Source organism: Burkholderia sp. NRF60-BP8 (assembly GCF_001522585.2).
Classification (GTDB): Bacteria; Pseudomonadota; Gammaproteobacteria; order Burkholderiales; family Burkholderiaceae; genus Burkholderia.
Genome location: NZ_CP013373.1, coordinates 2,374,480 through 2,400,300, shown reverse-complemented (window position 1 = coordinate 2,400,300; position 25,821 = coordinate 2,374,480). Strand labels below are relative to the sequence as shown.

The window sequence follows — 25,821 nt, the reverse complement described above, 5'->3', positions numbered from 1 at the left end:
TTACGGCGCGCTCCGTTTGTTCCGAAACGGGTTCGGTGCTAAACTCCTCATGTATTGAGAATAGTTCGCATTAACGTTCTTCGTCGCGTTAGTGTTTCCAGCGGGCGGCCCGGCGGCGGCTCGCATGTCGTCAAGATAGTCAGACAAATAACAAGGAGTGTCCATGTTGGGTTCTTCGTTCATCCGCACGACGGTTGCGGTAGCGGCGGCGCTGGCCGCGATGTCGGCCTCGGCGGCCGAGTATCCGATCGGCAAGCAGCAGATCCAGGGCGGCATGGAAATCGGTGCGGTGTATCTGCAGCCGATCACGATGGACCCGGAAGGCATGATGCGCAAGGCGTCGGATTCCGACATCCACCTCGAGGCCGACATCCATGCGGTCAAGAACAACCCGACCGGTTTCGCGGAAGGCGACTGGATGCCGTACCTGCAGGTCACGTACAAGCTGACGAAGCAGGGCGATCCGAAGTGGAAGGCCGAGGGCGACCTGATGGGCATGGTCGCGAGCGACGGCCCGCACTACGGCGACAACGTGAAGCTCGCCGGCCCGGGCAAGTATCACCTGACGATGGTCGTCAAGCCGCCGATGCAGTCGGGTCACATGGCGTTCGGTCGTCACGTCGACAAGGAAACGGGCGTGGGCCCGTGGTTCAAGCCCATCACGCTCGAGTACGACTTCCCGTTCGCCGGTATCGGCAAGAAGGGCGGTTACTGATCGGTGGCATGACGAACGGCGCGCTTCGGCGCGCCGTCGGCGTAGAGAACCCAGAATGAAAATTCCCCAGAAAATCGTTGCCGCAGCCGCTGCGCTGTGGCTTGCCGGCGCGGCGCATGCGGCCGATCTGCCGACGTTCAAGCTCGAGATGACGGACGGCAAGCTGAATCCCGCACGCATCGAAGTGCCGGCCGGCCAGCGTTTCAAGATCGAGATCAGGAACACCGGCAAGGGCGCCGCCGAATTCGAGAGCGTGCAGTTGCGCAAGGAGAAGGTGCTCGCGCCGGGCGCCGATTCGTTCGTGGTCGTCGCCCCGCTGTCGCCGGGCGAATACAAGTTTTTCGACGATTTTCATCAGCAGGCGCAGGGCGTGATCGTCGCGAAGTAACGCGTTTTATCTGCGCGCGGGCGTCCAGTCCCTTGCCCCGCGCGTCAGGAGGTATCGATGGGTCAGATCTTGTTCATCGTCTGGCGGGAGAGCGTCGAAGCGCTGCTCGTCGTCGGCATTCTCTATGCATGGCTGAAAAACGGCGACGACGATGCGCGCCGCGGCCTGCCTTTCCTCTGGGCCGGCGTCGGCGTCGGCCTGCTGATGGCCGTCGGCCTCGGCGCCGCGCTGGTCGGGTTCACCGAGGTGTTGTCCGGCGATGCGCAGGACTATTTCCAGACGGCGATGGTGCTGATCGCATGCGTGCTGATCGTGCAGATGGTGCTGTGGATGCGCCGGCACGGCCGCACGCTGAAGCGCGACATGGAGCAGTCGCTGCAGCAAAGCACGCGCGATTCGAACTGGTGGGGCGTCGCCGTGCTGGTCGCGCTCGCGATCGCGCGCGAAGGCAGCGAGACGGTGATCTTCCTGTACGGCCTCGGTTTCGGCCAGTCGGGCCACGTCGACGGCAGCCAGATGCTCGCGGTCGTGATCGGTCTCGGCCTCGCGTTCCTCACGTTCTATCTGCTGCAGCTCGGCGGCAAGTATTTTTCGTGGCGGCATTTCTTCCGCGTCACCGAGGTGATGCTGCTGTTTCTCGGCGCGGGCCTGTTCCAGACCGGCGTCGACAAGCTGATCGACAAGGAAATCCTGCCGCTCGGCATCTCGCAGGTGTGGGATACGTCCGCGATCCTCGATGATTCGGGCACGTTCGGTTCGCTCGTCGCGACGCTGACCGGCTATCGTGCGCACCCGGCGCTGACCAACCTGGTGGCGTATGCGGTGTACTGGGCGGTCGTCTGGCTGCTGATGAAGCGCGCGAGCCGCCGTCCGGCCGTTGCAGCGGGTCGCGCGGCATGAGCGTCGTCGCCGCCGTCAAGCCGGGCTGGCTCGCGCAGGCCGGCCAGTGGATGCAGCGCCACGGTGCGCTGATCCGCGGTATCCAGTGGATCGTCGTCGCCGTCTACGCGTTCCTGATCATCGTGCCGGCGGTGTTGCCGCTGCCGGACGATTCCGCGCACCTGTGGAACAACCTCACGCTCATCGCGCAGTTCGCGTTCTGGGGCATCTGGTGGCCGTTCGTGCTGCTGTCGATGGTGATGCTCGGCCGCGTCTGGTGCGGTGTGCTGTGCCCGGAGGGCGCGCTCACCGAATACGCGAGCAAGTTCGGCCGCGGCGGCCCGATTCCGCGCTGGATCCGGTGGGGCGGCTGGCCGTTCGTCGCGTTCGGCATCACGACGATCTACGGGCAGATGGTGAGCGTGTACCAGTACCCGCTCGCGGTGCTGTTCGTGCTCGGCGGCTCGACCGTCGGCGCGATCGTGATCGGCGTGCTGTACGGCCGCGAGAAACGCGTGTGGTGCAAGTACCTGTGTCCGGTCAACGGCGTGTTCGGGCTGCTCGCACGGCTCGCGCCGATGCGCTACAAGGTCGACGAGGATGCATGGCGCCGTTCGTACAAGAACGGCGAGCACGGCCATCGCGTGATTCCGATCAACTGCGCGCCGCTCGTGCCGTTGCGCAACATGAAGGGTGCGGCGGCCTGCCATATGTGCGGCCGCTGCAGCGGGCACCGCGACGCGATTTCGCTGTCGCTGCGTTCGCCGTCCGACGAAGTCGTGAACCTCGGCGCGGAACAGGCTAACCCGTGGGACACCGCGCTGATCCTGTACGGCCTGCTCGGCGTGGCGATCGGCGCGTTCCACTGGACCGTCAGCCCCTGGTTCGTGCAGATCAAGCAATGGCTCGCGGGCTGGCTGATCGACCGCGACATCACGTGGCCGCTCGAGACCAATGCGCCGTGGTTCCTGCTCACGCACTACCCGGACCGCAACGACGTGTTCTCGTGGCTCGATGGCGGGCTGGTCGTCAGCTACATCGTCGGCACGGGCCTCGTGTACGGCACGGCGCTGCTGGCGTTGCTGGCCGGCGCCACGCTGATGCTCGGCCGCTTCGATCGCGTGCGCCTGCATCATCTCGCACAGGCGCTGATCCCGATCGCGGGTGCGGGCGTGTTCCTCGGGCTGTCGGCCACGACGCTGTCGTTGCTGCGCGCCGAGCATGTGCCGCTCGGCTGGGCATCCGATGTGCGTATCGCGATTCTGGTCGGCGCCAACGTATGGAGTGCATGGCTCGCGTGGAAGGTAACGGGGCGCTATGCGGCGTGGCCGCGCCGGCTCGCGGCATTCGCGTGGTTCGCCGTCGGGCTGGCCGTCGTCGACAGCGCATGGTGGTTGATGTTCTGGGGGTTCTGACGCGGCGCGCATGCCGCTCTCGCTGTCGCGCATCGACGGCAGCAACGACACCCGGGCAACGCGCTGCGCGCATTGTCTGCTCAAACAAAAAAGCGACACGTCCTTCGACGTGTCGCTTTTTTTCTTCCTTGTGCGAGAACCAAAAAAGTGGCTTGGCTTGCTGCAACGGCTGCTTGAGTGTGTTTGCACGAAGGGGTCTAGATCTCGCGTGCAAGCCGTTACGCTGGCTACTGCCCAACACCTCTCAGGGAGGTGGTCCCCACAATACTCGGTCGTTACTTCGTCAGGATCAGTTTGCCGAGCCGCGTGGCGCGCAACTGATAAGTCTCTCCGTTATGCGCGATGCTGACGTGGCTTTGGCCTTGCAGCAGCGCATCGCTGTTGACGACCCGCGTGCCTGCATCGCGGTTGCCGGCGGGTTTCGTCGGCGTGGTGACCGCTGCCGTCTTCTGGCGGCTGCTGGCTGCGGTGCCGGTGGTGCGGCGCAGGGTCAGCGTGGTCGGGCGCATGGTGTCGGTCATTCGGTTTGAGCGGTGACTGTCGATACGATGGAATGAATTCTAAATGATAACCATTCCCATTTACAAAAACTCTTTATCAATTGAGATGTCAGTTCTGATAGCTTGAATCAAGAAAGGCGGCCCGCAGGCCGCCACGGGGATTCAGTGCAGCGGATCGGGATCCTTGCGACCCTGCGCGTATTCGCGGATCAGGCGAACGGTATCGATATCCGACGTGCGGTACGCCTCCTTGACGATCCCGTGCGTCTGTCGCGCTTCTTCGCTGTCGTCCGTGACCGTCAGCGTCGTGCGGTACTCGAAACGCAGGAACAGCTCGTTGTCGTCGCGCTCCTCGATCGTCATCGTCAATGAGCCGCCGATCTCGCCGTCGGCCGCGCGGATGTCGTAGCGGACCTGCTGGTTCGGCGTGAACGTCACGTGGTCGCGCACGGTCGCGTGGCCGTAATGCAGTTCGCGTTCGAGCGTCGTGTCCGTCCGTTCGTGGATGACGCAGCTGTCGAGACCGATCACGAACAGCTGCGGCTGTTCCGCGCGCAGCACGAGGCCTTCCCAGAGCTGGTCGCGGGTGAGGGCCGGCACGGCCGGATCGTCGGAGTTGATCTGGATCAGATGTTCGAAGTTCAAGGGCAGGAGTTCCTTCTGGTGGCGGGTCGCCACATGCATGATTCAAGCACTCATTGTGACGCAAAACCACGGGCTTCGCGGCACCTGCGCCTCACTGGCTCACGCATCGATGCGGCCCATGCGGCCGGTCTGGTAATCGACGACGGCCTGCCGGATCTCTTCCTCGGTATTCATCACGAACGGGCCGTAACGGACGATCGGCTCGTTGAGCGGCACGCCGCCGATCAGCAGGAGGTCGAGCGACGTATCGCCGGCAGCGAACGTGACAACGTCGCCGTCGTCGCCGTAGACGATCATGCGCCGTGCGTCGACAGCCTGCCGGTCGGGCCCGTAGAGGCCCGTTCCGTCGATCGGATAGGCGAACACGCGGTAACCGGCCGGCACGGGCTGCGTGACCGTTGCGCCGGGCGCCAGCGTGAAGTGCTGATAGAGGATCGGCGTGCGCGTCTCGATCGCGGCCTGTACGCCGAACGCTTCGCCGGCGATAACGCGCACGTGCGCGCGGCCGTCCGGCGACGTCGCGGTCGGAATGCGGGCAGCCGGGATCTCCTGGTAACGCGGCGCGATCATTTTGTCGCGGCGCGGCAGGTTGACCCACAGCTGGAAGCCGTGGGAGCGCCCGCCTGCCTGAGCGAACGCCGGGTCCGGCATCTCGCTGTGCACGACGCCGGCGCCGGCCGTCATCCACTGCACGTCGCCGGGGCCGAGTGTGCCGGCATGGCCGGACGAGTCGCGATGACGGAAACGTCCGTCGAGCGCGTAGGTCACGGTTTCGAAGCCGCGATGCGGATGATCGGGCGCGCCGACGGCTTCGCCGGGGGCGTAGTCGACGGGCCCCATTTCGTCGAGCAGCAGGAACGGATCGAAATCCATCAGCAGCCGCGTCGGAAACGGGCGGTGAACCACGAAACCGCCGCCTTCGATGGTGCGAAGCGCGGGGTAGGTGCGATCAAGCGAGCGAGCGGTGGTCATGGGAAGCCCTCGACATCATCGGAATAGCGTTATTTTTGAAACATGGCGCTATTATATGGGGCGTTTTACCGCGCGATTCGCGGCGGTTCGCAATGGATTGTTCTGAAATTGGAACGATGAGATGAATATCGATGCACATAACCTGAACGACCTGATGTACTTTTCGCAGGTCGTCGAACATGGCGGCTTCTCGGCCGCCGAGCGCGTGCTGGGCATCTCGAAATCGCGGCTGTCGCGGCGCCTGACCGAGCTCGAGGCGGCGCTCGGCGTGCGCCTGCTGCAGCGTTCGACGCGCAAGCTCGCACTGACCGAGGCGGGCGAGCTGTTCTACCAGCATTGCCAGGCGATGCTCGCCGAAGCGAGGGCCGCGATGAATGCGGTGCAGCAGTTGCGCGCGTCGCCGCGCGGCTCGGTGCGCGTCAGCGTGCCGGTGACGCTGTCGCAGACGATGCTGTCGCGCATCCTGCCCGAATTCCTGCGCCGCTATCCCGAGGTGAAAGTGCATGTGCGCGTGACGAATCGCGTGATCGACCTGTTCGAGGATTCGATCGACGTCGCGTTGCGCGTGCGCTCGGAGCCGCCGCAGAACGCCAACATCGTCGTGCGGCCGCTGTGGCGCACCGAGCAGATGCTGGTCGGCGCGCCGAGCCTGCTGAGCCAGAATGCGCCGCCGCTGGCGCCGGACGACCTGACCGGCTTCGAGACGCTCGATACGCCGAGCGTCGACGGCCGGCACGTATTCAACCTGATCGCGCCGGACGGAACGCGCCACGTGCACGAGCACGATCCGCGGCTCGTGACGGCCGACCTGATGACGATCCGCGAAGCCGTGCTCGATGGCCTCGGCATCGCGGCGCTGCCGGAGATGATGTACGGCAACGCGCTGCGCGCGGGGCAACTGTCGCCGGTGATGCCCGGCTGGACGCTGCCGGTGCCGCAGCTGTATGCGGTGTTCGTATCGCGACAGGGGATGCCGCCGGCGGTACGTGCGTTCGTCGATTACCTGGTCGAGAAGCTCGACCATGGCGCGTACAAGGAGCCGGGTTGCCCCGAGCGCGCGAAGAAGGAAGCGGCGGCCGATGTTTCGGCGACCTGAACACGGCGCCCACGACGACGCAAATTTGTTTTGTCATTGAAGCGTCGCCTGCAATCGCAAGTTTCAATCGCCGGAACCTTGAATGCGCGGACGGGCGGGCCTATATTGAAATCCCATTTCGTGAAGGAAGTTCTGAGCGAAATCAGGTGGCCGCATATATTGTGAGCCAGATAGGGCAGAACGCGCAGTCCGTGCAGACCACGGCAGAGTCGCATTTGCGTTGCTCGAGGCGCAACCGATACCGCCAAAGAGCCCGCCGCCCGAAGGCGCCCGCGTGCGCATGAAAAAAGGCCTTCATCTGGCGATGAAGGCCTTTTACTTTGGGGACGCCCGGTTGGGGACGCCCGGTTGGGGACGCCCGGTTAGGGACGCCCGGTTAGGGACGCCCGGTTAGGGACGCCCGGTTAGGTGCGCCAGTTACTACCGGCGGCGGGACGTGTGCACGTTACTTTGCTTTTGCGCCGGGCTCCGTCACGAAGCCGAGCTTCGTCAAGCCGCCTGCCTGCGCATCCGACATCACTTCCGCGACGTGCTCGTACGCCACCTTGCGGTCCGCGCGCAGGTGCAATTCCGGCTGCGGCGTGCGTTTCGCGGCTTCCGCGATGCGTGCCTGCAGTTGTTCGCGCGTAACCGTGTGGTCGTCCCACAGGATCGTGCCGTCGCCCTGGATCGCGACGTCGACGGTCTGCGGCTTTTCGTCGACGGGCTGGCTGCTGGCGTGCGGCAGGTCGATCTTCACCGCATGCTGCATTGCCGGGATCGTCACGAGAAAAATGATCAGGAGTACGAGCATGACGTCGACGAGCGGCGTCATGTTGATCTCGCTCATCACGGCGTCGTCGTCATCGTCGCTGAAACCGGTGTTCATGGCCATGGATCACCTCGTCTCAGCTGGCGGCGCGCGATGCGAGACGCAGGCCGTCGCGCGTCGACGACGACGCGAGGCTCGCGCCCGTCACGAAGTACGCGTGCAGGCCGTGCGCGAAGCGGCGCAGCTTGCTGACGACTCCCTTGTTCGCGCGGGTCAGTGCGTTGTAGCCGAGCACGGCGGGAATCGCGACGAACAGGCCGAAGGCCGTCATGATCAGCGATTCGCCGACCGGGCCCGCGACCTGGTCGATCGACGTCTGGCCGGTGGCGCCGATCGCGAGCAGCGCGTGGTAGATCCCCCAGACCGTGCCGAACAGGCCGACGAACGGCGCCGTGCTGCCGACCGATGCGAGGATCGCGAGGCCGCTCTGCATCCGCGAAATGCCTTCGTCCATCGTGTCCTTCAGGCAGCGCGTGACCCAGTCCGATACGTCCATGCGATCGTGCAGGTGCGGTTGCGTCTGATGGTGGTGGTCGGCGGCTTCCTTGCCCGACAGCGCGAGCGCGAGGAACGGGTTGTCGTTCGGCGTCGAGGCGGCGAGGCCGAGCTTCTTGATGCCGTCGTCGAAATTGTCGGAATGCCAGAATGCCTGTTCGGCGTTCTTCGTGAGGCGATTCAGGCGGATCACGTTCCAGCCTTTGACGACGATCACGATCCACGACAGGACCGACATCACGAGCAGCGTGATCGCAATCGCGCGTGTGACGAAATCACCTTGCGCCCAGACGTGCGCGATACCGTAGCTTTGCATTTTTGTTTCCTTTGAATCTTCCGGATGAGGCAGGTTAGTCGGTGAGCCCGAAGCTGTAGGGCTGCGTGCGGGCGGCGCGGATCGCCTGGCCGTTCTCGACATACGGACGGCAGGTGGTCGAGCGCATCGCGTCGAGGGCGGCATCGTCGAGGCGCGGATAGCCGCTGCTCTTTTGCAGATCGATGCTTTCGATCTTGCCGGTCACGCCGACGACGAAGTGAACATAGGCGGTGCCCGATTCGCCGCGGCGGCGCGACATCGACGGATAGTCGGGCTTCACGAAGTTGCATTGGAGCGTCGGCACGTTCTTCGGTGCGCTGACCTGCATCGTTTCGCGCGCCGGGGCCGGCGTGGCGGCCGGTGCCGCGGGAGCGGGCGCGGCCGGAGCCGGTGTCGGATCGGCGGCGGGAGCGGGGACGGGCGACGGGGCCGGCGACGGCGCAACCGGTTGCGGGGTCGGCTTCGCCGCTTTCTGCACCGGCTTCGGCTCGACCTTCGGCTTCACGCGCGGCACGGGCTTCGGCGGCGCGGGCTGCGGGATCGACTCGGCCGCGACCTGCTGCGCGATCGGTGCTGGCGTGATGAGCTGCGCGGTGATCGTCTGGACCTCGACCGATTTCGGCGGCGGCGCGTTGCGATGGAGCCACGCGGCCGTGAGCATGATCGCGTGTGCGGCAAGCACACCGACCGCGACGACGATCACTCGGGAATTCATACGTGGTGCAGCCGGCATGGCGCCGGCAGGAGCGAGATGCGAAGCCTGCATGTTAGCTTGAAAGAACGACGCCGCACCCGGGGCGCGGCGGGTGAATCGGCATCACTTGCGGAAGATCAGCAGCGAGATGCAAACGGTGGTTACGAATCCGATCAGCAATTCCATCACAGGTTCCTTGGCAGGTAAGCCGTTGGCTCGCGCAGACGGTGGCTTGCTGACGGTCACAACAAAAAATGCGGCCTGGCCGCATGCGCACGCTCGGTGTCGCTCAGGCCGCCTTGCGGTCGTAGAACGTGACCGGGATCGGATGCGCATGATGCTCGACGCCGCACCGGCTCGCGCAGACGCCTTGCTCGGCCATGAGGTCGCGTACGGACTCCTCGCACTTGCCGCAGCACGTGGCCACGCCGAGCTCGAACTGGAGTTCATCGAAAGAGTTCACGCCCTCGGCGAGGGACGCGCGAATCTTGCGATCGGAAACAGACTTGCACACGCAGACGATCATGATGAGTTGCGATAGCTAACGTTAATGCGAATTATTATCATTAATTTTGCAGACGTTGACAAGCCTGGGTCGGCTTTTTTTAAAACCATCGGACCCTTGAAGCGGCGGGCGTGGCGAAGCAGGGAAGAGCGGACCTGCCGGCCCGCGTCAGGCGGTCGCGCAGGCGTGCGCGTTCGGCGAGGAAATGGTGACGGATTCGACCGGCACATCGAGGCCGAGCAGCGTCGACGCGAGCGCGCGCAGTTGCAGGCCGTCGCTCGTCGAACAGAAGCGCGGCGGCGCGGCGTGCGTGCCGGCCGGCACGCGCAGCCCGCGTTCGTCGAGCACCCGCGCGAGCTGGCGCGCGATGGCATCGCTCGTGTCGACGATCGTCAGGCGCTCGCCCACAAGGTTACGAATCGTTTCCGTGAAGAACGGATAGTGCGTGCAGCCGAGTACCAGCGTATCGGCGCCGTCGTCGAGCATCGGCTGGATGTAACGCTCGAGCAGCGCGCGCAACGCGGGGGAATTCGTGTCGCCGCGTTCGATCGCCTCGACGAGCCCGTGGCCGGGTTGGCAGATGAAGCGACGGCCCGCGCCGTAGCGGTCGAGCAGCGCCTGGAAGCGCGGGCTGTTCAACGTGGATTGCGTGGCGAGCACGCCCGCGACGCCGGTCGCGGACAGCGCGGCGGCCGGCTTGATGCCCGGCTCGACGCCGACGAGCGGGATCGACAGGCGTTCGCGGATGGCCGCGATCGCCCGTGCCGTTGCCGTGTTGCACGCGATGACGAGCGCTTTCGCGCCTTCGCGGGCGAGCCACTCGCCGATCGCCAGCGTGCGTTCCGTGATGAATGCCTCGTCGCGCGGGCCATACGGCGCGTGGTGCGAGTCGGCGACGTAGACGAACGATTCGTCGGGCAGATGCGCGCGCGCGGCGCGCAGCACCGACAGGCCGCCGAGCCCCGAGTCGAAGATGCCGACAGGGGCGGTGGCGCGCGGAGCGGTAGCGGCGGACGGGTTCGTCATCGTCGGGCGGGCGGCGGGCTGGCGGGTGGCGCGATTACTCGGCCGAACCCATCATCGTTTGCTGATAGTTCTGCAGGCCGACCTTGCCGATCAGGTCGATCTGCGTTTCGAGCCAGTCGATGTGCTCTTCGGTATCGTCGAGAATCTTCTCGAAGATCTCGCGCGACACGTAGTCGCGCACCGATTCGCAGTAGGCGATCGCTTCCTTGCAGGTGGACTGCGAGATCTGCTCGAGCTTCAGGTCGCACTTCAGGATCTCTTCGGTTTCCTCGCCGACGAGCAGCTTGTGCAGGTCCTGCAGGTTCGGCAGGCCGTCGAGCATGAACACGCGCTCGATCAGCCAGTCGGCGTGTTTCATTTCGCCGATCGATTCGTCGTATTCGTGCTTGCCGAGTTTGTCGAGGCCCCAGTGCTTGTACATGCGCGCATGCAGGAAGTACTGGTTGATCGCCGTGAGTTCATTCTTCAGTTGGGCGTTCAGATATTCGATGACTTTCTTGTCGCCTTGCATGGCTGTTCCTTGTTCAGTGGGGCTTCAGAAACCGAACGATAATCGCTCGAACGAGAAAAGCCAAGCCTCGAAGCCTTGTCGGGCCTGCCTTTTGCGTGTAATGAGAATCAGCCTCGAACAACCGGCCGCGCACAATAATGAGAATGAGAAGTAAAAAGGCCGGACGTCCGTCCGGCCTTTCGTTCGATCGCGCTTAAGCGGCAGCGACCGGGATCTTGCCGATCTTCGCCTGCCATTCCTTCGGACCCGTCTGGTGCACCGACGTGCCCGACGAATCGACGGCGACCGTCACCGGCATGTCCTGCACGTCGAACTCGTAGATCGCTTCCATGCCGAGGTCTTCGAACGCGAGCACCTTCGCGCCGCGGATCGCCTTCGACACGAGGTAGGCCGCGCCGCCGACCGCCATCAGGTAGGCCGCCTTGTGCTTCTTGATCGCATCGATCGCGACCGGCCCGCGCTCGGCCTTGCCGACCATCGAGATCAGACCCGTCTGAGCGAGCATCGTCTCGGTGAACTTGTCCATGCGCGTGGCCGTCGTGGGGCCGGCCGGGCCGACCACTTCGTCGCGCACCGGATCGACCGGGCCGACGTAGTAGATCACGCGGTTCGTGAAGTCGACCGGCAGCTTCTCGCCCTTCGCGAGCATGTCGGCGATGCGCTTGTGCGCGGCGTCGCGGCCGGTGAGCATCTTGCCCGACAGCAGCAGCGTCTGGCCCGGCGTCCAGCTCGCGACTTCTTCCGGCGTCAGCGTGTTCAGGTCGACGCGCTTGCTGGTTTCGGTGTTCGGTTCCCACTGCACCTTCGGCCAAGCGTCGAGCGACGGCGCTTCGAGCTTGGCCGGGCCCGACCCGTCGAGCACGAAGTGCGCATGGCGCGTGGCCGCGCAGTTCGGAATCAGCGCGACCGGCTTCGAGGCCGCGTGCGTCGGCGCCGCCATGATCTTCACGTCGAGCACGGTCGCGAGGCCGCCGAGGCCCTGCGCGCCGATGCCGAGCGCGTTGACCTTCTCGTGCAGCTCGACGCGCAGTTCCTCCACCCAGTCCTTCGGGCCGCGCGCGATGATTTCCTGGATGTCGATCGGCTCCATCAGCGATTCCTTCGCCATCAGCATCGCCTTCTCGGCGGTGCCGCCGATGCCGATCCCGAGCATGCCGGGCGGGCACCAGCCGGCGCCCATCGTCGGGACCGTCTTCAGCACCCAGTCGACGATCGAGTCGGACGGGTTCAGCATCACGAACTTCGACTTGTTCTCCGAGCCGCCGCCCTTCGCCGCGACCTGCACGTCGACCTTGTCGCCCGGCACGATCTCGTAGTGGATCACGGCCGGCGTGTTGTCCTTCGTGTTCTTGCGGGCGCCTTCCGGCGGATTGACGATCGACGCGCGCAGCACGTTGTCCGGGTGCGTGTAACCGCGGCGCACGCCTTCGTTGATCATGTCGGTGAGGCCCATCGTCGCGCCGTCCCAGCGCACGTCCATGCCGACCTTCACGAAGATCGTCACGATGCCGGTGTCCTGGCAGATCGGACGCTTGCCTTCCGCGCACATGCGGCTGTTCGTGAGGATCTGCGCGATCGCGTCCTTCGCGGCCGGGCTCTCTTCCAGCTCGTACGCGCGGCCGAGGGCCTGGATGTAGTCGAGTGGGTGGTAGTAGCTGATGTACTGCAGCGAATCCGCGATGCTCTGGATCAGGTCTTCCTGTTTGATGACGGTCATGGCTGAGACTCTGTGGGGACAGTGGGGAAGGGTTGGCCGACGGTTCAGGCCGCCGGTCGGGACGCCGCTGGCGCATGCGTCTCGTGGAAATGGGCCGGATGCGTGTGCGTCGTCAGGCGATCGACCCACGCCATCACGAGCGCCGACACGAGGAACGACACGTGGATGATCACCTGCCACATGATCGCGTGCGTCGTGTGCTGGTCGGGGTTGATGAAGGTCTTCAGCAGGTGGATCGACGAAATGCTGATCAGCGCCATCGACAGCTTGACCTTCAGCACGCCCGCGTTCACGTGGTCGAGCCATTCGGGCTCGTCGGGATGGCCCTCGATGCCGAGCCGCGACACGAACGTTTCATACCCGCCGACGATCACCATGATCAGCAGGTTCGAGATCATCACGACGTCGATCAGGCCGAGCACCGCGAGCATCACGCTGATTTCGTCGAGGCCCGTCGCATGCGACAGCAGGTGCCAGACTTCTTTCAGGAACAGGAACACGTAGACGGCCTGCGCGACGATCAGGCCGAGGTAAAGCGGGACCTGGAGCCAGCGGCTCATGAAAATCAGCGCGGGAAGCGGACGAAGCGGGCGACGGCCAGGGCGGCCGGGCGAATGCGGGGCGGACATGTCGGAGTACGGGCGCGGGGCGCAGGTATCGGGGGTAATCTTGAAAAGGCGCGCTATTGTAACGCGTCGGCCGGCGCGGCTGCAGCGACGCGCCGGTACTGCGAGGGACGGATCACGAGGCGGCGGCCGGCACGTTTTTCACACGCAGGCTGGCGAGCACGATGCCGGTGACGACGCACGCGAGCGCGATGCCGTGCGCGAGCGTCGGGCGCTCGCCGAGGAACGCGATGCCGTACGCGGCCGCGGCGATCGGCAGCACCGCGCTGAACACGCCGGCGAGGCTGCCCGGCACGTGCCGGATCCCCTTCATCCACAGCCAGAACGAGAAGATGCTGGCCGATAGGCCGTACCAGACGACGAGCGCCCAGGTGCCGGCCGGCACGCTCGCGTAATCGAAGCGCCACAGCGCCGTCGCGCCGAGCGGCAGCATCAGGAACAGGCCGAACAGGTGCGTATAGGCGCAGATGTCGATCGGTGCGAGCGTTTGCGTGAGCCGGCGCGACAGGATCACGTAGATCGATTCGCAGCACACCGCGCCGAGGATCAGCAGGTTGCCGGTCAGCGAACCGGACGCGTCGCCGTGCGCACCGTGCCCGGCCGCGCCGCCGTTGGCGAGGTTGATCGTCACGACGCCTGCGATCGCGAGCGCGATCGACACGAGCGCCCGGCCGTTCGGCTTTTCACGCAGGATCAGCCACGCGAACAGCGCGACGATCGCCGGGATCGTGCTCGTGATGACGCCCGCGGCCACCGCGCTCGTGCGCTGCACGCCGTTGAGCATCAGCAGCGTGAACATGAAGGTGCCGAAGAAGGCCTGCAGGAACAGGTTCAGCCATTCGCCGCGCTTGACCGCGCGCATCTTCACGGGCCTGAACAGCGGCCACAGCACGGCGATCGCGATCACGAAGCGCAGCGTGGCGAGGATGGCGACGGGGACGAATGCAACGATGGATTTACCGATACCGACGTTGCTGCCGACGAACAGCATCGACAGGATGAGAAAGAGGGCGTAGCGATTCAAGCTGGAATCCGAAAGGCGAGTTCAGTTAGGATTGTAGGGTCGCGGTTGTAACAGCGTAAAGCTGACCTCGATGCGGCGCCGCCCGGCGCATGAAGCGGCCATGCCGCGTAAGTGACGGGTAAGTTGGAGCGCTTATCGTGGACACTGCCGGGCCGCAGGTCGCGTTCGCGTGATGTGATGTGGTGCGGTGCAGCATCGTGCGCAGGCCGTCGCGGCCGCGTGCGGGTGGGGTGGGAGACAGCGGCGCGCGAGCGCCGGCCAAGACGCGCGGCGTGCACGATCGCGCCGCCATGCAGAGGATTCATGTTCACCAAGGGGTAGTCGATGTCTGCGATTGAATCGGTTCTTCACGAAACCCGTCAGTTCGCGCCGCCCGCGGCGCTCGAGAAGACGGCGACCATTTCCGGCATGCCGGCCTATCGCGCGCTCGTCGCCGAGGCCGAGCAGGATTACGAAGGCTTCTGGGCGCGCCTCGCGCGCGAGGGCCTCGCGTGGCACAAGCCGTTCACCCAGGTGCTCGACGAGCGCAACGCGCCGTTCTACACGTGGTTCGAGGACGGCGAGCTGAACGCGTCGTACAACTGTCTCGACCGCCACGTCGAAGCCGGCAACGGCGAGCGCGTCGCCGTGATCTTCGAGGCCGACGACGGCACCGTCACCCGCGTCACCTATGCCGACCTGCTCGCACGCGTGTCGCGCTTCGCGAATGCGCTGAAGAAACGCGGCATTGCGAAGGGCGATCGCGTCGTCATCTACATGCCGATGTCGATCGAAGGCATCGTCGCGATGCAGGCCTGCGCGCGCATCGGCGCGACGCACTCGGTCGTGTTCGGCGGCTTCTCCGCGAAATCGCTCAACGAGCGGCTCGTCGACGTCGGCGCGGTCGCGCTCGTCACCGCCGACGAGCAGGCCCGCGGCGGCAAGACGCTGCCGCTCAAGAGCATCGCCGACGAGGCGATCGCGATGGGCGGCTGCGAGGCGGTCAAGAGCGTGATCGTCTATCGCCGCACCGGCGGCAAGATCGACTGGCATGCCGAGCGCGACCTGTGGATGCACGAGCTCGTCGACGGCGAATCCGAGCGCTGCGAGCCGACCTGGGTCGGCGCCGAGCATCCGCTGTTCATCCTGTATACGTCGGGCTCGACCGGCAAGCCGAAGGGCGTGCAGCACAGCACGGGCGGCTACCTGCTGTGGGCCGCGCAGACGATGAAGTGGACCTTCGACTGGAAGCCCACGGACGTGTTCTGGTGCACGGCCGACATCGGCTGGGTCACGGGCCATACGTACATCACCTACGGCCCGCTCGCGTGCGGCGGCACGCAGGTCGTGTTCGAAGGCGTGCCGACTTATCCGGACGCCGGCCGGTTCTGGAAGATGATCGACGATCACAAGGTCACCGTGTTCTACACCGCGCCGACCGCGATCCGCTCGCTGATCAAGGCGGCCGAAGCCGACGACAAGGTTCACCCGAAGAGCTACGACCTGTCGAGCCTGCGCATCATCGGCACGGTGGGCGAGCCGATCAATCCGGAAGCGTGGATGTGGTACCACAAGCACGTCGGCCACGAGCGCTGCCCGATCGTCGACACGTGGTGGCAGACCGAGACCGGCGGCCACATGATCACGCCGCTGCCGGGCGCGACGCCGACCGTGCCGGGCTCGTGCACGCTGCCGCTGCCGGGCATCACGGCCGCGGTGGTCGACGAGACGGGCCAGGACGTGCCGAACGGGCAAGGCGGGATTCTCGTGGTCAAGCGCCCGTGGCCGGCGATGATCCGCACGATCTGGGGCGACCCGGAGCGCTTCAAGAAGAGCTATTACCCCGAGGAGCTCGGTGGTCGGCTGTATCTCGCTGGCGACGGCACCGTGCGCGACAAGGAGACCGGCTACTTCACGATCATGGGCCGGATCGACGACGTGCTGAACGTGTCGGGCCACCGGCTCGGCACGATGGAGATCGAATCGGCGCTGGTGTCGCACGAGCTGGTGGCCGAGGCGGCGGTGGTCGGCCGTCCGGACGACACGACCGGCGAAGCGGTCGTGGCGTTCGTCGTGCTGAAGCGTTCGCGCCCGGAGGGCGACGAAGCCGCGGCGCTCGCGAAGGCGCTGCGCGACTGGGTCGGCAAGCAGATCGGGCCGATCGCGAAGCCGAAGGACATCCGCTTCGGCGACAACCTGCCGAAGACGCGCTCGGGCAAGATCATGCGGCGCCTGTTGCGCTCGCTCGCGAAGGGCGAGGCGATCACGCAGGACACGTCCACGCTCGAGAATCCGGCCATCCTCGAGCAGCTCACCGAAGTGCGTTGAGCACACGGTTGCGCGTCATGCGCGCGAGCCCCTGCGCGGCAATCCGGATTGCCCGCGCAGGGGCTTTTTGCTACATAACGGCATGACCGTTCCGACCCGCTCGGCGCCTGCCGCGCCACCTCCCGTTCCCGCGCCGCTCGCACGTGCGCACGCACGCTACTGGCGTTTCAACGTCGCGCTGATCGCGGTGCTGATGGTGATCGGCTTCGCGGTGTCGTTCATCGTGCCGTTCTTCGGACCCGCGCTCGCAGGCGTTCGCTTCGCCGGTTTCAGCCTGCCGTTCTATGTCGGCGCACAGGGCGCGATTCTCGTCTACCTCGTGCTGATCGTCGTCTACATCGGGCTGATGCAACGCGCGGACCGTACGCTGCGCCGCGCGTACGACGAGCATGCGGCACGCGCCGGCCCTGCGAGCGGCGGGCGCTGATTCATGCTGACGCATCGACTGATACGCGCGTACGCGCTCTACACGCTCGGGTTTCTCGGGTTCGTGCTGCTGATGTGGCGGATCGAGCGCGCGACGGGCTCGGGCGTCTGGATCGGCTACGTGTTCCTGTTCGTGCCGATCGCCGTGTATGCGGTGATCGGGTTGTTGTCGCGCACGTCCGACCTCGTCGAGTACTACGTGGCCGGGCGGCGCGTGCCGTCCGCGTTCAACGGGATGGCGACGGCGGCCGACTGGCTGTCGGCCGCGTCGTTCATCGGCCTGGCCGGCTCGCTCTACGCGACCGGTTACGACGCGCTCGCGTACGTGATGGGCTGGACGGGCGGGTTCTGCCTCGTCGCGTTCCTGCTCGCGCCGTATGTGCGCAAGCTCGCGCGCTACACGATTCCCGATTTTCTCGGCACGCGCTTTTCGAGCACGGCCGTGCGCGCGCTCGCCGCCGGTGCGGCGATCCTGTGTTCGTTCGTGTATCTGGTCGCGCAGATCCAGGGGATCGGCCTGATCGCGACGCGCTTCATCGGCGTCGATTTCGCGATCGGCATCTTCTGCGGCCTCGCGGGCATTCTCGTGTGCTCGTTTCTCGGCGGGATGCGGGCGGTCACGTGGACGCAGGTCGCGCAGTACATCATCTTGATCAGCGCGATCCTGATTCCGGTGTCGCTGATCGCGATGAAGAATGGCCTCGGGCCCGTGCCGCAGTTCAATTACGGCAAGCTGATGGAGCGCGTCGCGGCGCGCGAGGCGCAGGTGCGCGACGCGCGCGACGAGCAGCAGGTGCGCGATGCGTACCGCCGGCAAGCCGCGGAGATCCAGACGCGGCTCGACCGGTTGCCGGCGTCCCATGCGGACGCGCGCCGGCATCTCGTCGACCGGCTTGCCGACCTGCGGCGCCACAACGGGCCGCTGCGCGAGATCAGCCAGCTCGAGCGCGAGCTGGCCGATTTCCCGCGCGATCCGGCGGCGGCGCGCGTGGCGTGGACACAGGCGCGTGACGACCTCCTCGCGCGTGCCGAGCCGCCCGTGCCGATGCACGAGCCGTTTCCGGCTGCGAGCGAAGACGAACGCAAGCCGCGCGAGCGGAATTTCCTCGCGCTGCTGCTGTGCCTGTCGCTCGGCACCGCGAGCCTGCCGCACATCCTGACGCGCTACAACACGACCACGTCGGTCGCGTCCGCACGGCGCTCCGTCGGCTGGACGCTGTTCTTCATCGCGCTGTTCTACCTGAGCGTGCCGGTGCTCGCGGTGCTGATCAAGTACGAGATCCTCGCGAATCTGGTCGGGCGGCCGTTCGCCGAATTGCCGGCGTGGGTCACGCAATGGCATCACTTCGAACCCGACCTGATCAGCGTCGTCGAGGTGATTCGCGACGGCATCGTGCACTGGTCGGAAATCCAGATGCAGCCGGACATGGTCGTCCTGGCCGCGCCGGAGATCGCGGGGCTGCCGTACGTGGTGTCGGGTTTGATCGCGGCCGGTGCGCTGGCCGCGGCGCTGTCGACCGCGGACGGGCTGCTGCTGACGATCGCGAACGCGCTGTCGCACGACGTCTATTACTGCATGGTCGCGCCCGATGCGACGAGTCAGCGGCGCGTGACGATCTCGAAGGTGCTGCTGCTGGGGGTGGCGCTGTTCGCGTCGTATGTCGCGTCGCTCAATACCGGAAAGATCCTGTTTCTCGTCGGCGCCGCGTTTTCGCTGGCGGCGTCGAGCTTCTTTCCGGTGCTGGTGCTGGGCGTGTTCTGGAAGCGCACGACGACGCGCGGCGCGATCGCCGGGATGGTGACGGGCTTGGCGGTGTGCGTGTACTACATCGTGTCGACTTATCCGTTCTTCACGCAACTGACCGGGTTCGCCGGGCGCGCGTGGTTCGGGATCGAGCCGATCAGCTCAGGCGTCTTCGGCGTGCCGGCGGGGTTCGCGGTGGCGATCGCGGTGAGTTTGTGCGACAAGCGGCCGGATGAATATACGCGGGCGCTGGTGGATTACATTCGGCATCCGTGAGCGCAGGCGGGAGCAGGGTGTCGACGTGCCGAATGGAAAGCCCCCTGACTTCTCAGGAAATCGGCTGGCTTCATGCTTTTGGCGAGGAGAGGGTGATTCGCCCGCACAAGCGCTGGCCGCGGATTCCGCGGATTCGATTGCAAGCGAATCCGTTCGAATCCCGCCGCCGAACCATCGGCCTGCTTTTCTCCGGAAACGAAAATGCCCGCTGGCGCGGGCATTGAATACTGGCGGAGAGAGGGGGATTCGAACCCCCGATAGGCGATTAACCTATACACGCTTTCCAGGCGTGCGACTTAAACCACTCATCCATCTCTCCGGAAGACCGAGAGTATAGCAAACTCTGGGGGCTGCCCGCCAGTCCCTTCGGCGCCCGTCAGAAATCCGTCGTCACCGACAGCCACACCGAGCGCGGGTCGCCCTGCGTCAGATATCCGCCGATCGTCGACGACCAGTACGACTTGTTCGCGACGTTGCGCACGGTTGCACGGAACGTCGTCTTCTTGCCGAACAAGTCCGTCGCGTAACGCGCGCCGAGATCGAAGCGGTCCCATGCCTGAATCGACATCGTGTTCGCGACGTCCAGGTACTGCGGCCCCGTGTGGATCCAGCGCGCGGTCAGCGTGAGCCCGTTCAGCATCGGCACGTCGTATTCGACGCCTGCGTTGAGCAGGAACGACGGCACGCCGATCGGCCGGTGGCCGTCGTTCGCGCCGCCCGCCGTGTTCCGCAGCGTCGCGTCGAGATACGTCGCGCCCGCGATCAGCCGCACGCCTTTCCACGGCTCGCCGTACACGGCCGTCTCGATGCCGCGGTGCCGCTGCGTGCCGTCGGCGCCGAACAGGTTCGTCGCCGGATCGGTGTACGCCATCGGCTTCTCGATCTGGAACAGCGCAAGCGACGCGCCGTACTTGTCGGTGTCGTAGCGGACGCCGGCTTCATATTGCTTCGATCGGTACGGCGACAGCGCCTGGCCCGCGTTGCGTGCGGTGTTCGGCGCGATCTCGCCCTGTGCGAGCGCTTCGCTGCGGTTCGCGAAGATCGACACGTTGCGCCACGGCTTCACGACGAGACCGAACACCGGCGTCGTGATCGCGTCGCTGTAGGTGGTGGCGACCGCGCCCGTGTAGTCGAAGTTGTCGACCGAGATCGACTGGCGCCGCGCGCCGATCGTGAACAGCACGCGGTCGTCGAGGAAGCCGAGCGTATCGGATACCGCGAGGCTGCGCAGCCAGGTCTTCGTGACGGTGCCCGGATCGTTCATGTCGCCGCCTGCATAGGCGGTTGGCGGGGACGCGAGCGGCGCCGGATCGTAGAGCGTCGTCGGGAACGCGTTCGACATCGTGTACGCGGACTGGCTGTCGATGCGGATGAACGACGCGCCGGCCGTCACGAAGTGCGACACGGGGCCGGTCGTGAAGCGGCCGCGCACGCCGGCTTCGGCAGACTGCGCATCTTCCTTGTGCGGCACGCTCAGGCGCGAGCCGGTCGTGCCGGACGACGAGTAAGTCGGCGTGTAATAGTCGCCGTGCTCGTTCGTATGGCGTGCGCCGGCCGATACGTAGGCCGTCCACGCGGGCAGGAAGTCGTACTCGGCGCGCACGATGCCGACCGTGTCCTCGAGTTCGCTGAAGCTCCACGGCTGCGCATAGTTGTGCGTCGCGGACGGCACGGCGGGCAACTGATTGCCGCTGACGAGCACGACCGGGCGGCCGTTGTCGATCCGCTGCCGCTGATACAGGAAGTCGCCGGACAGGCGCAGCTTGTCGCCGCGCCAGTCGAGCGACACCGCCGTCACGTTGCTGCGGCGGCGCTCGTCGTCGACAGCGGTGTCGCCGCCGCTGACCGACTGGTTCACGCGCACGCCGAACTGGCCGTCGCTGCCGAAGCGGCGGCCGATGTCGACATGCGTGCCGAGCGAGCCGGACGTGGCGCCGTCGACGGTGACGCGCGTGAGCGGCTTGTCGTCCGCGCGTTTCAGTTGCAGGTTCACGCCGCCGCCGACCGCCGAGCCGTTCGGCGATGCACCGTTCAGGAATGCATTCGCGCCCTTGAACACGTCGACACGCTCGACCGCATCGGTCTGGACGAGTTGCCGCGGCGTGACGCCGTACAGGCCGTTCAGCGACACGTCGTCGCCGGCGAGCTCGAAACCGCGGATGACGAAGACCTGCGAGAAGTTGCCGTAGCCGGAGGCGCTGCGCACGGCCGGATCGTTGTCGAGCACGTCGGCGAGCGTGCGCGCCTGCTGGTCCTCGATCAGTTTCGACGTGTAGGTGGTCATGCTGAACGGCACGTCGCTCGCCTTTTGCCGGCCGAGCACGCCGAAATCCGCGCCGCGCGCGACCTGGCCGCCGGCGTAGGTCGGCGCGAGGTCGCCGGGCAGCGGCTCGGCCGCGCCGGTCACGTCGATCGACGGCAGCATGGTGGTGTCGGGTGCGGCGTTGGTGGCGGAAGTGGCCTGTTGGGCCCGGGCGGCGGCCGGGAAGGTGCAGGCGAGCGCAATGCCGAAGGCAATCGGCGTGAGACGCCGGACGGGTAACGAAAGTGTCGACATGGGACGCAAATCGGGTGTGGTCGGTGATCCATCCCAGGGCGGTAAGTCGGAATCCAGGCGGCGTGACGCGTCCGTACTGTCGCGGACGTGTTTTATCGAGCGGCGGAGTCTAGCGTAAACGAGAATCATTGTCGTTTACGGAAAGATCTGTCCACTATTTGAGATAACCGGTGCCGTCCGGCGACGGCGCACAACCGCCGAGCGGGCGTCGGGGCGGACATGCGATCATGCGAAGTCCGCATTCGTCGTAACAAACCGTCCGCATCGGTTGCGGTGCCGGGCGCGATCGCGTCGATGCCGTCCGTACCGCTCTCGTCAAAAGGAACGCCACGCCATGTCGCTCTCCGCCTTGCTCGCCTTTGCGCTGATCCTGTCCGTCGGTGTCGCGACGCCCGGCCCGACGGTGTTGCTCGCGATGAGCAACGGTTCGCGCTACGGATTGCGTCACGCGATGGTCGGCATGCTCGGCGCCGTCACCGCCGACGTCGTGCTCGTCGCGCTGGTCGGGTTCGGCCTCGGCGTGCTGCTCGACGCGTCGGAAACGGCGTTCGTGACGCTGAAGCTGCTCGGTGCGGCGTGGCTCGCGTATGTCGGCATCCGGATGCTGGCGTCGAGCGGCGGGGCCGCGGCTGCGCAGCCCCGCGTGCCGGCGACGCCCGATCGGCGGAGCGCTTTTCTGAAGAGCTTCTTCGTCGCGATGAGCAATCCGAAGTACTACCTGTTCATGTCCGCGCTGCTGCCGCAATTCGTCGACCGGTCGCATGCGATCGCGCCGCAGTACGCGATTCTCGCGGCGACGATCGTCGCCATCGATGTAATCGGGATGACGGGTTACGCGCTGTTGGGCGTGCATTCGGTTCGCGTATGGAAGGCGGCCGGGGAGAAGTGGCTGAACCGGATCAGCGGATCGCTGCTGCTGATGCTCGCGGGGTACGTTGCGCTGTATCGCAAGGCCGTGCATTGACGCGGTGACGGAGCGGGGAAGCGGCTTGGCGCCGTGCCATCAGGACGCATGACGTGGCCGACGGTCGGTGTTTCGGCGCGACGTTCGTCGGCATCGACAGGCGAGGGGATGTCACGATTCGTGACGTAGTGGTGCCGTTCGTTCGGCCCGTATTGGAGAGGCGGGGCACATACGGGAACGACACCGGAGCGACGATCGAGGGGCACGGGACGGGACCGGCCCGTTTCGAAAGAATGTGAAGGGTTGAGCCCGTTTGGCGCTTTGCAAAAAAGATTCTAAATCCTGTCAAAAAGCCGTCACCAACCTGACAAATTTGCTATGCTCGCCGAAAATCAGACGGGCGGCACTCCCAGGGCGGACCAGCGGGCGTGATTGCTCGCCGAACAACGAAGTCAAACAAAATCCTGAGAGTCACGCTGTGAATACAGCCGAATTGCTGCGCACGTTTGCGTCGGGGGTGGTCGATCAGAACAATCGGCCGGTTCGCATGAACTGGGGGCCCGCCCAGAAAACGCTCGAGCAAGTGCTTGCGCTCCAGTATGCCGATATCCGCGAAGGGTTGATGACCGGTATCGACGGGCATTTGACCTGCGTGTCGGCACGGGCCGATCTGCCGATCCGCAGCTTCATCGGGCTGCCAGTCTCCGTCGAGATGACGACCGATCGCGGGCGTCTCCATACCATCAACGGCATTGTCACCGACGTTCGCACCGGACAATCGGACGGTTCGCTGACCTGCTACCAGCTGACGATTCGCGACGTGCTGTCCGTGATGGAGCGGCGGACCAATTCACGGTTGTTCCGGTCCAAGAGCCTGCCCGACATCCTGGGGGTGCTGCTTCAGGAATGGCGCCAGCGCAGCTCGGCGCTCGCGGGCGCATTCGAGTTCGACCTGTCCGGTCTGCAGGCCGAGCGTTACCCCGCGCGCGAACTCACGAGGCAGGTCAACGAGTCGGATGCGCATTTCATCCGGCGGCTGTTGCGACGGGAGGGGGCGACCGTCTTCGTCAAGGCGGGCAAGGCCGGCGAGCGGGCGAGCGGTAATGCGCACGACACGCCGGTCCACACGCTCGTCTTTGCCGACGACTCGATGAAGTTGCCGCAGACGGCCGCCGGCACCGTCCGCTACCACCGCGACGCCGCCGCCGAAGAGCGCGACTCGATCACGCTGTGGGCGACGAGCCGCCGATTGATCCCGGGCAAGATCGTTCGGCCGACGTGGGACTACAAGAGCGGCCGGATGTCGCAAACCGAGCAGGCGACGATCGTCGATCAGGGCGACGGCGGCAACGACCTCGGGCATTTGCTGGCCGACGTCGTCATCGATATCCCGCATGCCGGGGATTCGTCGTCCGATCTCGACCGGATCGGCAAGGACCGGATGCTGGCGCATGAACTGCGCGCCGAATCCGTCGACGGCGTGAGCAATGTGCGCGATCTGGCCGTCGGTCACTGGTTTGCGCTCGCGGAGCATCCGCAACTCGACATGTTGCCGGCCGAACAGCGGCAGTTCGTCGTCACGTCGCTTCATCATTGCGTGCGGAACAACCTGCCGAAGGAACTGAACGAGCGCGCGCAATCGCTGTTCGCGGTAAGCCGCGTGCTGTTCGACGCGGTGCCGGCCGACGTGAGCGGCAAACCGGGCGACGAAAACGACAGGCGCTACGAGAACACGTTCTCGTGCGTGCGGCGCGGCGTGCCGCTGACGCCGGCCTACGATCCCCACGTCGATCTGCCGCCCGTGCATCCGATGACGGCGGTCGTCGTCGGGCCGCAGGGCGAGGAGGTGTTCTGCGATGAAATGGGCCGCATCCGCGTGCGGATCCAGGGGTTGAGCGCCGACGATCATGCGCACGCCCAGGGCGCCGGCACGAGCGGTACGCCGTCCGACAGTGCGCCGGTACGCGTCGCCTGCGCGCTCGCCGGGCCGAGTTTCGGCGCGAATACGTTGCCGCGCGTCGGCATGGAAGTACTGATCGGCCATATCGGCGGCGATCCGGACCGGCTCGTCGTGATGGGCGTACTGGCCAACGGGCCGAACATGCCGGCGACCTTCAGCCATACCGGTGCGCTGCCGGGCAACCGCTATCTTTCCGGCACGAAGACGAAGGAAATCAAGGGGCAGCGGTACAACCAGATCCGCTTCGACGATACGCCCGGGCAGATCAGCAGCCAGCTGGCGAGCGAGCATGCGTACAGTCAGCTGAACCTCGGCTATCTGACGCAGCCGCGCGACAACGGGCAGGGGGCGGCGCGCGGCGAGGGCGCCGAATTGCGCAGCGATGCGCACGTGGCGATTCGCAGCGGCAAGGCGATGCTGATTTCGGCCTGGGAGCGGCTTCGCGCGAGCGACGGCCACCTCGCTCGGGACGAGTATCTGCAACTGATGCAGGAATGCGTCGAACTGTTCAAGAGTCTCGGCGACTACGCGGGCCAGCATCAGGGCGTGGCGCCTGATACGCAACCGCACGATGCGCTCATGACCACGGTGAAAGGCTGGCCGAATGGCGAGGCGTCCGGCGGCGGTGAGTCGTCAGGCGCGTCGATGGCGGCCATCGGCATCACCGCGCCGGCCGGCATCAGCATGGCGACGCCGAAGACCGTGACGACCCACGCGGGCGGCAACATCGACGTCGTCGCGCAGAACCATCTTCAGTACACGAGCGGGCAGCGGATCAACCTGCAGGCCGGGCATGGCGTCGCGATGTTCGCGCACAGCGACGGCGTGTCGGCGATCGCCAACCACGGGAAGGTGGCGCTGCAGAGCCAGAACGACGACACGCAGATCGATTCGGCGAAGAACATCCAGATGACGGCGGGCGGCGGCAAGCTCGCGGGAATGGCCAGTGAGCAGGTCGTGTTCGTGACGTCGGGCGGCGCGTATCTGAAGCTGCAGGGCGGCGATATCGAGCTCGGGTGTCCGGGGAGTTTTACCGTCAAGTCGGCGTCCCATACCTGGGCCGGGCCGGCGAGCATGAGCGCCGACTTTCCGAAGTTCGACCAGGGCTCGCTGGGGCGGGTGCCGAAGCTGGTCCGGGCCACCGACGGGCAGCCGGTCGAGGGCATGGAAGCCGAGGTGCGAAAGGCGTCGGGCGAATTGATCAAGGGGAAGACCGACGCGCAGGGCAAGCTGGCGCCGGTCAGCAGCGACCAGTTCGAACAATTGGCGGTTCGCTTTTTCAAGTCGAGAACCTGAGCTGAGTCTTCAAGAA

Annotated in this window: 24 protein-coding genes and 1 tRNA gene; 11 read left to right on the top strand and 14 right to left on the bottom strand. The window is 65.8% G+C overall.

All coding sequences use genetic code 11. From position 1 onward, the window contains the following. Positions 1 to 163 precede the first annotated feature (163 nt). Genes WS54_RS24575 through WS54_RS24560 form a run of 4 tightly spaced genes read left to right on the top strand, consistent with a single transcriptional unit; the run spans position 164 to position 3,397 of the window. Positions 164 to 715, top strand: a complete 552-nt coding sequence (locus WS54_RS24575; protein WP_059782052.1) for an iron transporter — start codon at positions 164 to 166, stop codon at positions 713 to 715. 55 nt (positions 716 to 770) lie between these two features. Next, positions 771 to 1,103, top strand: a complete 333-nt coding sequence (locus WS54_RS24570) for a cupredoxin domain-containing protein (RefSeq protein ID WP_006478303.1) — start codon at positions 771 to 773, stop codon at positions 1,101 to 1,103. Between the two features lie 57 nt (positions 1,104 to 1,160). Beyond that, entirely contained in the window at positions 1,161 to 2,003 is an 843-nt protein-coding gene (locus WS54_RS24565; protein ID WP_027784952.1) for an FTR1 family iron permease, read from the top strand. Then, positions 2,000 to 3,397, top strand: a complete 1,398-nt coding sequence (locus WS54_RS24560) for a 4Fe-4S binding protein (protein WP_059782054.1) — start codon at positions 2,000 to 2,002, stop codon at positions 3,395 to 3,397. The genes WS54_RS24565 and WS54_RS24560 overlap by 4 nt, the downstream gene beginning before the upstream one ends. A gap of 275 nt (positions 3,398 to 3,672) precedes the next feature. Here WS54_RS24560 and hemP read toward each other — a convergent pair whose 3' ends face one another. The 3 genes from hemP to WS54_RS24540 all read right to left on the bottom strand — a co-directional run bounded on the left by hemP (position 3,673) and on the right by WS54_RS24540 (position 5,514). After that, a complete protein-coding gene (gene hemP / locus WS54_RS24550) occupies positions 3,673 to 3,918 on the bottom strand; it encodes a hemin uptake protein HemP (RefSeq protein WP_059782058.1) in 246 nt (81 codons plus the stop codon). A gap of 141 nt (positions 3,919 to 4,059) precedes the next feature. Further along, the gene (locus tag WS54_RS24545; RefSeq protein WP_059504035.1) at positions 4,060 to 4,542 is read right to left on the bottom strand and encodes an SRPBCC family protein; all 483 of its coding nucleotides are present in this window, start codon (positions 4,540 to 4,542) and stop codon (positions 4,060 to 4,062) included. A 99-nt stretch (positions 4,543 to 4,641) separates the two neighbouring features. Further along, positions 4,642 to 5,514, bottom strand: a complete 873-nt coding sequence (locus WS54_RS24540) for a pirin family protein (protein WP_059782060.1) — start codon at positions 5,512 to 5,514, stop codon at positions 4,642 to 4,644. Positions 5,515 to 5,635: 121 nt separating this feature from the next. On the opposite strand from WS54_RS24540, the gene WS54_RS24535 reads away from it, so the two are divergent. After that, positions 5,636 to 6,610: a LysR substrate-binding domain-containing protein gene (locus WS54_RS24535; protein WP_027784947.1), complete on the top strand. Its 975-nt coding sequence runs from the start codon at positions 5,636 to 5,638 to the stop codon at positions 6,608 to 6,610. Positions 6,611 to 7,055: 445 nt separating this feature from the next. Here the strand turns inward: WS54_RS24535 and WS54_RS24530 are convergent, their stop codons facing one another. The 9 genes from WS54_RS24530 to WS54_RS24490 all read right to left on the bottom strand — a co-directional run bounded on the left by WS54_RS24530 (position 7,056) and on the right by WS54_RS24490 (position 14,335). Next, a complete protein-coding gene (locus tag WS54_RS24530; RefSeq protein ID WP_006478310.1) occupies positions 7,056 to 7,484 on the bottom strand; it encodes an ExbD/TolR family protein in 429 nt (142 codons plus the stop codon). A 13-nt stretch (positions 7,485 to 7,497) separates the two neighbouring features. Beyond that, positions 7,498 to 8,232, bottom strand: a complete 735-nt coding sequence (locus tag WS54_RS24525) for a MotA/TolQ/ExbB proton channel family protein (RefSeq protein ID WP_027784946.1) — start codon at positions 8,230 to 8,232, stop codon at positions 7,498 to 7,500. 34 nt (positions 8,233 to 8,266) lie between these two features. After that, entirely contained in the window at positions 8,267 to 8,998 is a 732-nt protein-coding gene (locus WS54_RS24520; RefSeq protein ID WP_059782061.1) for an energy transducer TonB, read from the bottom strand. Between the two features lie 217 nt (positions 8,999 to 9,215). After that, complete coding sequence (locus tag WS54_RS24515) at positions 9,216 to 9,452, bottom strand: (2Fe-2S)-binding protein (RefSeq protein WP_006482749.1); 237 nt, start codon at positions 9,450 to 9,452, stop codon at positions 9,216 to 9,218. 147 nt (positions 9,453 to 9,599) lie between these two features. Next, positions 9,600 to 10,457, bottom strand: coding sequence for a glutamate racemase (gene murI / locus WS54_RS24510; RefSeq protein ID WP_059782063.1), 858 nt, complete (start codon positions 10,455 to 10,457; stop codon positions 9,600 to 9,602). Between the two features lie 34 nt (positions 10,458 to 10,491). Beyond that, the gene (bfr, locus tag WS54_RS24505; RefSeq protein ID WP_006478315.1) at positions 10,492 to 10,968 is read right to left on the bottom strand and encodes a bacterioferritin; all 477 of its coding nucleotides are present in this window, start codon (positions 10,966 to 10,968) and stop codon (positions 10,492 to 10,494) included. A 193-nt stretch (positions 10,969 to 11,161) separates the two neighbouring features. Continuing rightward, complete coding sequence (locus tag WS54_RS24500; protein WP_034183495.1) at positions 11,162 to 12,685, bottom strand: fumarate hydratase; 1,524 nt, start codon at positions 12,683 to 12,685, stop codon at positions 11,162 to 11,164. Positions 12,686 to 12,729: 44 nt separating this feature from the next. Next, complete coding sequence (locus tag WS54_RS24495) at positions 12,730 to 13,314, bottom strand: TIGR00645 family protein (protein ID WP_034207817.1); 585 nt, start codon at positions 13,312 to 13,314, stop codon at positions 12,730 to 12,732. 112 nt (positions 13,315 to 13,426) lie between these two features. Then, entirely contained in the window at positions 13,427 to 14,335 is a 909-nt protein-coding gene (locus tag WS54_RS24490) for a DMT family transporter (protein ID WP_034207816.1), read from the bottom strand. 324 nt (positions 14,336 to 14,659) lie between these two features. On the opposite strand from WS54_RS24490, the gene acs reads away from it, so the two are divergent. The 4 genes from acs (at position 14,660) to WS54_RS33770 (ending at position 19,312) form a co-directional block, all read left to right on the top strand. After that, positions 14,660 to 16,642, top strand: coding sequence for an acetate--CoA ligase (acs, locus tag WS54_RS24480; RefSeq protein ID WP_059782064.1), 1,983 nt, complete (start codon positions 14,660 to 14,662; stop codon positions 16,640 to 16,642). 82 nt (positions 16,643 to 16,724) lie between these two features. After that, a complete protein-coding gene (locus WS54_RS24475; protein ID WP_059504019.1) occupies positions 16,725 to 17,069 on the top strand; it encodes a DUF4212 domain-containing protein in 345 nt (114 codons plus the stop codon). Positions 17,070 to 17,072: 3 nt separating this feature from the next. Further along, on the top strand, positions 17,073 to 19,088 hold the full coding sequence (locus WS54_RS24470) for a sodium:solute symporter family protein (RefSeq protein ID WP_059782066.1): 2,016 nt from the start codon (positions 17,073 to 17,075) through the stop codon (positions 19,086 to 19,088). A gap of 32 nt (positions 19,089 to 19,120) precedes the next feature. After that, a complete protein-coding gene (locus WS54_RS33770; RefSeq protein ID WP_159086704.1) occupies positions 19,121 to 19,312 on the top strand; it encodes a hypothetical protein in 192 nt (63 codons plus the stop codon). 4 nt (positions 19,313 to 19,316) lie between these two features. Here the strand turns inward: WS54_RS33770 and WS54_RS24465 are convergent. Together WS54_RS24465 and WS54_RS24460 are read right to left on the bottom strand one after the other, a co-directional pair. Continuing rightward, positions 19,317 to 19,407: transfer RNA gene (locus WS54_RS24465), tRNA-Ser, on the bottom strand. Positions 19,408 to 19,464: 57 nt separating this feature from the next. Next, the gene (locus WS54_RS24460) at positions 19,465 to 21,645 is read right to left on the bottom strand and encodes a TonB-dependent receptor (RefSeq protein ID WP_059782069.1); all 2,181 of its coding nucleotides are present in this window, start codon (positions 21,643 to 21,645) and stop codon (positions 19,465 to 19,467) included. Between the two features lie 334 nt (positions 21,646 to 21,979). Between WS54_RS24460 and WS54_RS24455 the strand changes: the two genes are divergently transcribed. Together WS54_RS24455 and WS54_RS24450 are read left to right on the top strand one after the other, a co-directional pair. After that, positions 21,980 to 22,609 carry a LysE family translocator gene (locus WS54_RS24455; RefSeq protein WP_034207811.1) on the top strand — a complete coding sequence of 210 codons (630 nt, stop codon included), beginning with the start codon at positions 21,980 to 21,982 and terminating at the stop codon, positions 22,607 to 22,609. 418 nt (positions 22,610 to 23,027) lie between these two features. After that, positions 23,028 to 25,805: a type VI secretion system Vgr family protein gene (locus WS54_RS24450; protein WP_059782071.1), complete on the top strand. Its 2,778-nt coding sequence runs from the start codon at positions 23,028 to 23,030 to the stop codon at positions 25,803 to 25,805. The last annotated feature ends 16 nt before the right edge of the window (positions 25,806 to 25,821 follow it).